The organism is Brachybacterium sp. HMSC06H03 (assembly GCF_001807385.1).
GTDB classification, from domain to species: Bacteria; Actinomycetota; Actinomycetes; order Actinomycetales; family Dermabacteraceae; genus Brachybacterium; species Brachybacterium conglomeratum.
Map to the genome: position 1 here is coordinate 1 of NZ_KV788914.1, position 6,587 is coordinate 6,587.

General features: G+C 72.2%; 3 protein-coding genes. 1 reads left to right on the forward strand and 2 read right to left on the reverse strand.

Translation table 11 applies throughout. The features are described from left to right. Window positions 1–3,369, reverse strand: a 3,369-nt coding sequence (locus tag HMPREF3159_RS13340) for an efflux RND transporter permease subunit (RefSeq protein WP_083305953.1), incomplete at its 3' end; no start/stop codon positions are given. 167 nt (window positions 3,370–3,536) lie between these two features. Here HMPREF3159_RS13340 and HMPREF3159_RS13345 point away from each other — a divergent pair. Further along, window positions 3,537–5,015, forward strand: coding sequence for an MATE family efflux transporter (locus HMPREF3159_RS13345; RefSeq protein ID WP_083305954.1), 1,479 nt, complete (start codon window positions 3,537–3,539; stop codon window positions 5,013–5,015). A gap of 166 nt (window positions 5,016–5,181) precedes the next feature. Here HMPREF3159_RS13345 and HMPREF3159_RS13350 read toward each other — a convergent pair whose 3' ends face one another. Beyond that, window positions 5,182–6,399: a glycine C-acetyltransferase gene (locus HMPREF3159_RS13350; protein WP_070501588.1), complete on the reverse strand. Its 1,218-nt coding sequence runs from the start codon at window positions 6,397–6,399 to the stop codon at window positions 5,182–5,184. Window positions 6,400–6,587: the final 188 nt, after the last annotated feature.

The following is a 6,587-nucleotide window of genomic DNA, read 5'->3' on the forward strand; positions in this document are numbered from 1 at the left end:
CGCGCCGGTGCTCGTCCCGGCCCGGCCGACGGACTCGCTCTCGGCGAGGTGATCCACCGGGGCGTCGCCCTCGGCCTCGCGCCGCTCGGCCTCCGCGCGGCCGGAGCGGCCGCCCCGGCGCTCCGCGATCCGGGCCTCCTCCTTCAGACGGCGCCGCTCCCCCGGGCCCTCTGCCATCCGGTACAGCACCGGCACGATCACGAGGGTGAGCAGGGTGGAGGAGATCAGGCCGCCGATGACCACCACGGCCAGCGGCTGGGCGATGAACCCGCCGTTGCCGGTGATCCCCAGCGCCATCGGGACGAGCGCGAAGATCGTCGCCGCCGCGGTCATCAGGATCGGGCGCAGACGCTTGGAGGCGCCGAGGTGCAGCGCCTCGTCCAGAGCCATCCCGTGGCGTCGGTACTGGTTGACCAGGTCGATCAGCACGATCGCGTTGGTGACCACGATGCCCACCAGCATCAGCAGGCCGATCATCGAGGGCAGCCCCAGCGGCACGCGGGTGATGACCAGCAGGCCCAGCGAGCCGATCGCCGCGAAGAGGATGGAGACCAGCAGGATCAGCGGCTGGATCAGGGACTTGAAGATCCACACCAGCAGCACGTACACCAGCAGGATCGCGGCGACCATGGCGATGCCGAGCTGTCCGAAGGTCTCGTCGATGTCCGCGGCGGTGCCGCCCACGGTCGCCTCGACGCCCTCGGGCAGGTCCGCCGCGGCGATCGCGTCGTTCGCGGCGCGGGTCGCGATGCCCACGTCCTCACCGGCCGGCGTCACCGAGACGGTCACCGTCTCGAGCCCGTCCTGGGTCGAGATGGAGGGGCGGGAGAGCTCCTCGTCGACCGAGGCGACGTCCGTCAGCGGGATCGAGCCCATCAGCTCGAGGTCCTGCAGCTGCGCGAAGGTGTCCACGCTCTCGCCGCCCTCGACGTAGATGTCCAGCTCGTCGTCCTCGAGGGTGATCGTGCCGATCGCCCCGGGGAACATCTGCTGGGCGACCAGGCCGACCACGGCCTCCTCGGTCAGCCCCATCCGCGCCGCGGCCTCACGGTCCACGGTCACCACGGCCGTCGGCTGGTCGCCCTCGAGGTCGCTGGTGACCTCGGAGACGCCGTCCGGCAGCGGGTCGAGCTCGGCCAGGATCGCGTCGTTCGCGGCCTGACGGTCCTCCGCGGTGGGGCCGGTGATCATGATGTCCACCGAGTTCGAGCCGGTGGGCGAGGCGACGTCGGCCGCCTCGACCTCGCCGGGCTCGGGCAGGGCCTCGAGGGCGGAGACCATCTCCTCGCTCAGCGCCTCCTGGTCCGCGTCGGCGTCGGTGGTGATGGAGAAGCTGACCTCGTTCTCGCCGCCGCCGCCCATGCCGAACTGGCCGCCGCCGATGGTGGTCTGCACGGTCTCGACCCCGTCGATCTCCAGCAGCGCGTCCTCCGACTCGGCCGCCTTGTCGGAGGCCTGCTGGAGGTTGGTGCCGGCCGGGAGGGTCTGGGTGATCGAGGCGATGTTCTGCCCCGTGTCGCCCAGGAAGCTGACGTTGACCAGCGGGATCAGCAGCACGCTGCCGATCAGCACGATCACCGCGCCGCCGAGGGTGAGCAGGCGGCGCGGCAGCGTGTCCAGCGTCGCCCGCAGCACGGGGGCGTAGAGGCGGTGCAGCCAGGTGCGCTCCTCCTTCGCCTCGGCGTCCTCGCGGATCGCCGCGACCTGCGCGGCGTCATCGGGGTCGATGTCCCCGTGGCCCTTCGGGGGCTTCAGGAACCAGTACGCGAGCACCGGCACGATCGTCAGCGCCACCAGCAGCGAGGACAGCATCGCGATGCCGACGGTGAGGGCGAAGGGCCGGAACAGCTCCCCGGCCATGCCCGCGACCACCGCGATCGGCAGGAACACCACGACGGTGGCGAGGGTGGAGGCGGTGATCGCGCCGGCGACCTCGCCCACCGCGTCGAGGATCGCGCGGCGCTTGGTCTTGCCGTAGGCGAGGTGGCGCATGATGTTCTCGATCACCACGATCGAGTCGTCGACCACCCGGCCGATGGAGATCGTCAGCGCCGCGAGGGTCAGCATGTTCAGCGTGTACCCGGTGACGTACATGCCGATGAACGCGATCAGCAGCGAGGTCGGGATCGAGATCGCGGTGACCACGGTGGGCCGCACCCGGCGCAGGAACAGCAGGATCACGCCGACGGCGAAGAGCAGGCCCAGCAGGCCCTCCTCGGCCAGCGCCAGGATCGACTCCTGGATGAAGGGGGCCTGGTCGAAGACGACGTCCGCCTGGGCGTCGCCGCCGAGGCCCGCGAGGGTGTCGTCCAGGACGCTCTCGACGTCCCCGGAGATGTCCACGACGTTGCCGTCGACGGTCGCGGTCACCATCACCACGAGCGACTCGCGGCCGTTGGTGCGCGAGACGGAGGTGGGCTCCTCGGTGGTCTGCTCGACGGTGGCGACCTCGCCGAGGGTGACCGGCTCCGCGGGCTCGCCCGGGGCGGTGCCGGGCTGGGTCTGCTGCCCGTCGGCCCCCTGCGCGCCCTGCTGGTCGGCGCCCTGCTGGCCGCCCGCGGCCTGTCCGTCGGCGCCCTGCTGGCCGGCGCCCTGCGCGTCCTCGCCGCCGGAGCCGGAGGCGCCGTCGGACGGCATCAGCACGATCCCCTCGAGGCTCTCGAGGCTGTCGATGCTCTGCCCGAGCACGACGTCCATCGTGCGGTCCCCGTCGGTGACGGAGCCACCGGGCAGGGACAGGCCGCTCGCGTCCAGGGCGGTGGAGATGTCGTCCTCGGTCAGGCCGTTCTCGGCGAGCGCGGCCTCGTCCGGGGTGATGCGCACGATCTGCTCGGGCGCGCCGATCACCGCGACGGAGGAGACCCCGCCGATGCGCTCGAGCTCGGGGGTCACCGAGGCGTCGAGGCGCGAGGCGAGGTCGGAGGGATCCAGGTCCGAGGAGACCGACAGCACCACGGCGGGCAGGTCGCTGGTGCCGCCGGAGATGACCTGCGGATCCGCGTCCGAGGGGAGCTGCTCCTCGATGCGGCTCAGCGCCGCGTCGACCTGGTTCGAGGAGCGGGCCACGTCGGTGCCGTAGGTGAGCTCGACGGTGACCATCGACAGCCCCGCCTGGGAGGTCGAGGAGGTGGCCTCGACGTTCTCCAGCCCCTGCAGCGACTGCTCGACGGGGCTCGTGATCCGGTCCCTGACCTGCTCGGACGAGGACCCGGGAGCGGTGGTCATCACCTGGATCTGCGGCAGGGAGACCGAGGGGATCAGCTCCTGGCGCATCGTGGTCATGATGAACGCGCCGATGATCGACACGGCGATGCACACCAGGGCGATGAAGGACCTGTTGTTCAGGCTCAGGCGGGCGAGGCGGTTCATCCTGCTCCTCGGGAAGGCGGTCCGACGGGGTGGGTCCCGCCGTCCGGCGGGGCGTGGGCCCCGTCGCCGCGCCGGGGCGCAGGGCGGAGTGCTCCGCAGGAACTGTCTCACGCGCACCTGTGACCCCGGCACCGACGATGGTCGGGTGCTCGTCGCACAATGGTGGGGTGCCCACCCCTGCTCCTTCTCCCGACGAGCCCGACGAGCTGAGGGACGACGGACCCTCGGGGCCGACATCCGGAGACCGCGAGCAGCCGACGGGCGGCGACCGCGAGGAGCCGACGGCCGAGCCGCGGGAGGCGCCGATCGCCGAGCCGCGCGAGGAGCGGGCGCGGCGCACCGTCGACCGCGACATCCTGCGCCTGGCGATCCCGAGCCTCGGCGCGCTCGTGGCCGAGCCGCTGTTCGTCCTCGCCGACTCCGCGTTCATCGCCCGCGTCTCGACGACCTCGCTCGCGGGCCTGGGCCTCGCCTCGATGGTGCTCACCACCGTCGTGGGCCTGGCCGTGTTCCTCGCCTACTCCACCACCGCCGCGGTCGCCCGCTCCTTCGGCGCCGGCCGCCGCCGCGAGGCGATCTCCCGCGGGATCGACGCCTGCTGGCTCGCCCTGCTCGTCGGCGCCGCCGCGGCGCTCGTGCTGGTGGTGGCCGGGGAGCCGCTGCTGGCCCTGTTCGGCCCCTCCCCCGAGGTGCTCGCCGAGGCGACGATCTACCTGCGCATCAGCGCTCTCGGCCTGCCCGCCATGCTCGCCGTGCAGGCCGCGACGGGTCTGGTGCGCGGGCTGCAGGATGCGACGCTGCCGCTGGTGGTCGCCGTCGGCGGCGCGATCGTGAACATCCCGCTGAACGCGCTGCTGATCTTCGGGCTCGACCTCGGCATCGCCGGCTCCGCGATCGGCACGGTGATCGCCCAGTGGGTCATGGCGCTGGTGCTGCTGCTGGCGGTGATCGTCCGCCGTGCCCGGCGAGAGGGGATCGGGCTCGGGCTGCAGCCGGCGAACCTCGTCGCCGTGGGCCGGGACGCCGTGCCGATGTTCGTGCGCACCCTGTCCCTGCGGGTGGTGGTGATCGCCTCGACCGTGGTCGCCACCGGGCTCGGGGATGTGCAGCTGGCCGCGCACCAGCTCACCACCACGGTGTTCACGGTGCTGTCCCTGGCGCTGGACTCCCTCGCGATCGCGGGGCAGGCGCTGACCGGGCGGTATCTCGGCGCCTCGGACCCGCGCACCGTCCACGCCGTGACGCGGCGGCTGATGGTGTGGGGCGTGGGCGGCGGCGCGGTCGTCGCGGTGCTGCTGCTCGCGGCCAGCTACGTGGTGCCCTCGCTTTTCACGCCCGATGTCGCTGTGCAGGAGAGCCTGCGCGCGGCGCTGTGGGTACTGGTGATCACCCAGCCGATCGCCGGGTACGTGTTCGTGCTCGACGGGGTGCTGATGGGCGCCGGGGACGCGCCCTACCTGGCGAAGGTCGGCTCGCTCATCGCGGTGCTGGTCCTGCCCGGCGCGATCGCGGTGGCGCTGTGGGCACCGGGCGGCCCACTGGGGCTCGCGCTGCTGTGGCTGGCCTGCAACTTCTTCTTCATGGTGCTGCGCGCGATCAGCCTCGGCCTGCGGGTGCGGACCGACGACTGGATGCGGCTGGGCTGACGAGACGCCACCCATCCGGCCCGCGCATAATTCTGCGCTCCCTGCGTGACCTCAACGCCATGTACGGGCTGAGGTCACGAAGGGAGCGCAGTTTCATTCGGCCCACCCGGTCGGACTTCCGCGGCCGAGCACGAACCGTCGGCTCGGGGCCGCCGTCCTGCCGTGGTCAGCCGGCCTGCACGGCCTCACGGGCGGCGACGAAGGCGCGCACTGCCGCCTCGATGTCCTCCTCGGTGTGCGCTGCGGAGAGCTGCACGCGGATGCGCGCCTGCCCCTTCGGCACCACCGGGTAGGAGAACGCGGTGACGTACACGCCCTGGTCGAGCATGGCGTCGGCGATCCGGGCGGCGAGGGCGGCGTCCCCGAACATGACCGGCACGATCGCGTGCTCGCCGTCGAGCAGCTCGAAGCCCTCCTCGCCCATCCGGTCGCGGAACAGCTCCGCGTTGCGGAACAGGGTCGCGCGCAGCTCGGCGCTGCCCTCGACGAGCTGCAGCGCGGTGAGCGTCGCAGCCGTGATCGAGGGGGCCAGCGAGTTGGAGAACAGGTACGGGCGGCCCTTCTGGCGCAGCATCGCGACGATCTCGCGCCTGCCGGAGACGTAGCCGCCGCTCGCGCCGCCGAGCGCCTTGCCGAAGGTGCCCGTAAAGATGTCCACGCGGTCGGAGACGCCGAAGTGCTCGGGGGTGCCGGCGCCGGACTCGCCCATGAAGCCGACGGCGTGGGAGTCGTCGACCATGACCAGCGCGCCGAACTCGTCGGCGAGGTCGCAGATGCCGGGCAGCGGGGCGAGGTAGCCGTCCATCGAGAACACGCCGTCGGTGACGATGACGGTGCGCCTCGCGCCCCTGCCGTCGTGCAGCGCGGCGGCGGCCTCGAGCTGGGTGCGCAGGTCGTCCAGGTCGGCGTTGGCGTAGCGGAAGCGGGCGGCCTTGGACAGGCGGATCCCGTCGATGAGGGAGGCGTGGTTCAGGGCGTCGGAGATGATCGCGTCCTCCCTGCCGAACAGCGGCTCGAAGACGGCGCCGTTCGCGTCGAAGCAGGAGGAGAACAGGATCGTGTCCTCGGTGCCGAGGAAGGCGGACAGCGCCTGCTCGAGCTCGAGGTGGAGGTCCTGGGTGCCGCAGATGAAGCGCACCGAGGCCATGCCGAAGCCGCGCTCGTCCAGGGCGCGCTTGGCGGAGGCGACGAGCCGCTCGTCGTCGGCGAGGCCCAGGTAGTTGTTCGCGCAGAAGTTCAGCACCTCGGCGCCGTCGCGGCCGACGGGGCCGGCGGTGATGCGGCCGGACTGCGCGGTGGAGATGACGCGCTCGTGCTTGAAGGTGCCGGCCTGCTCGATCTCGTCGAGCTCGGCGGTCAGCTGGTCCTTGAGGTCGGTGTACATGGGTGTGGGTCCTTCGGGGTCGGAGCGGGGCTGGAGTGAGGTCGCGGGGGTGGGGGGTGCACAATTCTGCGTCCTGTGCGTGACCTCAGCGGCGTATAGGAGTTGAGGTCACGCAGGGAGCGCCCAATTGTGCGACGGGGTGGGGGCGACGGAGGCATGGGCCGGCGCCGGGGCTGCAGGGCCGGCGC